This window comes from Nocardioides sp. (assembly GCF_031422975.1).
Lineage (GTDB): Bacteria > Actinomycetota > Actinomycetes > Propionibacteriales > Nocardioidaceae > Nocardioides.
This window is the reverse complement of sequence record NZ_JANPEO010000140.1, coordinates 1-2,749: the sequence shown is the minus strand read 5'-3', so window position 1 is coordinate 2,749 and position 2,749 is coordinate 1. Positions and strand designations below refer to the sequence as shown.

Genomic DNA, 2,749 nt, shown 5'->3' with positions numbered 1-2,749 from the left:
GCTACGCCTGCGACGACACCCCCGAGCTGATGCCGCTGCCGATCATGATCGCCCAGCGCCTCGCCCAGACCCTGACCGAGGTCCGCAAGAACGGCACGCTCGACTACCTGCGGCCCGACGGCAAGACCCAGGTCACCATCGCCTACGACGAGGACGACCGTCCCGTCCGCATCGACACCGTGGTGCTGTCGACCCAGCACTCGGAGGACGTCGAGCACGCCACCCTCGAGGCCGACATCAAGCAGCACGTCATCGACCCGGTGCTCGCCAGCTTCGACATCCCCTCCGACGGCTACCGCATGCTGGTCAACCCGACCGGCAAGTTCGTCGTCGGCGGGCCGATGGGCGACGCCGGCCTCACCGGCCGCAAGATCATCGTCGACACCTACGGCGGCATGGCCCGCCACGGTGGCGGCGCCTTCTCCGGCAAGGACCCCTCGAAGGTCGACCGATCGGCCGCGTACGCCATGCGCTGGGTCGCCAAGAACGTCGTGGCTGCCGGGCTCGCCCGCCGCTGCGAGGCCCAGGTCGCCTACGCCATCGGCAAGGCCGCCCCGGTCGGCGTCTTCATCGAGACCTTCGGCACCGGCATCGTCTCCGACGAGGCGATCCAGCAGGCCGTCCTCGAGGTCTTCGACCTGCGTCCCGCCGCGATCATCCGCGACCTGGACCTGCTGCGTCCGATCTACGCCAAGACTGCGGCGTACGGCCACTTCGGGCGCGAACTGCCGGAGTTCACCTGGGAGACGACCGACCGCGCCGAGAAGCTCAAGGCTGCCGCCGGCGCCTGATTGCGGTGTGCGCACGTTCTCGTGTGTGTCGGAGTCCCCGGATACCCGGGGACTCCCACACGTGTCAGGTGTTGCAACACCTGACAGGTGCAAGAGTTCCCTGACAGGTCGACCGACCCGCGACGGCGACGCGTCGAGCGTCGGTGGCCGCTGGTTGAATGCGCCGCATGACAAACCACCAGGCCGGGCCAGCAGAGATGCTGCCCGGCCTGCGTGCGTCCGTGGCCGACGCGAAGTCCAGGGCCGCGGCGACGCGCGCCCGCAGGGCCGCCGAGTTCGAGCCGGCCTCCTCCGATCCCGTGGCCCGGGTGCTCGTCGATGTGCCCCTCGCCCATCTCGACCGGCCCTTCGACTACGCCGTGTCCGTCAAGGACGCCGCGACCGCGGTGCCGGGCGCGCGGGTGAAGGTGCGGTTCGCCGGTCAGGACGTCGACGGCTTCGTGCTGGAGCGCGCGGCCTCCAGTGACCATCAGGGCCGGCTGCGGCCCCTGCGGCGAGTCGTCAGCGCAGAGCCGGTGCTGCACCCGGAAGTGGCTGCCCTGACGGCGAGCATCGCCGAGAGGTACGCCGGAGCGCGCGCCGACGTCCTGCGGCTGGCCGTGCCGCCGCGCCATGCCGCCACGGAGAAGGAGCCGTCCACGGCGGCGCCCACCGCGGCCGTCGCGGCCGACCCCGCGACGTGGGAGCACGTCGTCCACGGGCCGACCTTCCTCGCCCACCTCGGCAGCGGGGGAGCGCCGCGAGCCGTGTGGAACGCCGCCCCCGGCGATGACTGGCCGACGATGCTGGCCCACGCCGCGGCAGCGACGCTCGGCGGTGGCCGGGGCTCCCTGATCTGCCTACCCGACCAACGCGACGCCCAGCGGGTGTCGAGCGCCCTCGTCGAGGTGCTGGGGTCCGACCAGCACGTGGTGCTGATCGCCGATGCCGGCCCGGCGAAGCGCTACCGGGACTTCCTGGCCGTGTCCCGCGGCTCTCGCAAGGTCGTCGTCGGCACCCGTTCGGCGGCGCTCGCCCCGGTGCACGACCTGGGGCTGGTGGTGATCTGGGACGACGGTGACGACCTGCATGCCGAGCCGCGTGCGCCGTACCCCCACGTGCGCGAGGTGCTGGCCATGCGTGCGGCGCAGCAGGGCACGGCCATGCTTGTTGCGGGCTTCGCCCGCACCTGCGAGAGCCTGCTCCTGCTCCGCTCCGGCTGGGCCCACGAGCTGGTCTCCGAGCGTGCCGTGGTCCGCGCCCGGGCGCGGGTCGATGCCGTGCCCGCCGAGGACAGGGCGGTTGCCTCGCGGATGCCGCGGGCGGTCTACGACGTCATCCGCGACGGGCTCACGAGCGGCCCCGTGCTGGTCCAGACCCCACGTGCCGGCTATGCCCCCTCGCTCGCCTGCGAGCGCTGCCGCACCCCCGCGAGATGCGCGGCGTGCGCGGGGCCGCTGGTCCTCAGCGGGCCCACGACGCCGCCGACCTGCACCTGGTGCGGGACAGCCGACCTGGCGTGGGCCTGCCGGGAGTGCGGCCACCGCGGGCTGCGCGCGCCCGTGCGCGGCGAGGCACGGACCGCCGAGGAGCTGGGGCGATCCTTCGCCGGGACCACCATCCGCAGCTCGAGCAGCGACCGGGTGCTGACGCAGGTGTCGAGCCGCCCCGACATCGTCGTCGCCACCGTCGGGGCGGAGCCGCCGGCCGAGGGTGGGTACGCCGCCGTCGTCATCCTCGACACCTGGCTCACGCTGGCCCGCGACGACCTGAGGGCGAGCGAGGAGGCGCTGCGGCGCTGGCTCGGCGCCGCCGGACTCGTGCGCCCCGGGGGACGGGTGGTCGTGGTCGGCGACCCGGCGCTGCCGGTGCTGCAGGCGCTGGTGCGCTGGGACCCGGCCGGCTTCGCCGAGCGTGAGCTGGCCGAGCGGATCGAGACCCGCCTGCCGCCTGCCGCACGGCTCGCCACGATCACCGGG

2 protein-coding genes are annotated in these 2,749 nt (G+C 73.7%); both read left to right on the top strand.

The window, feature by feature from the left end:
- Positions 1-791 (top strand): methionine adenosyltransferase (gene metK / locus RMO85_RS04485; RefSeq protein WP_310526736.1); only part of this gene is annotated, 791 nt, incomplete at its 5' end.
- A 167-nt stretch (positions 792-958) separates the two neighbouring features.
- A partial coding sequence (locus RMO85_RS04480; RefSeq protein ID WP_310526735.1) for a primosome assembly protein PriA occupies positions 959-2,749 on the top strand: 1,791 nt, incomplete at its 3' end.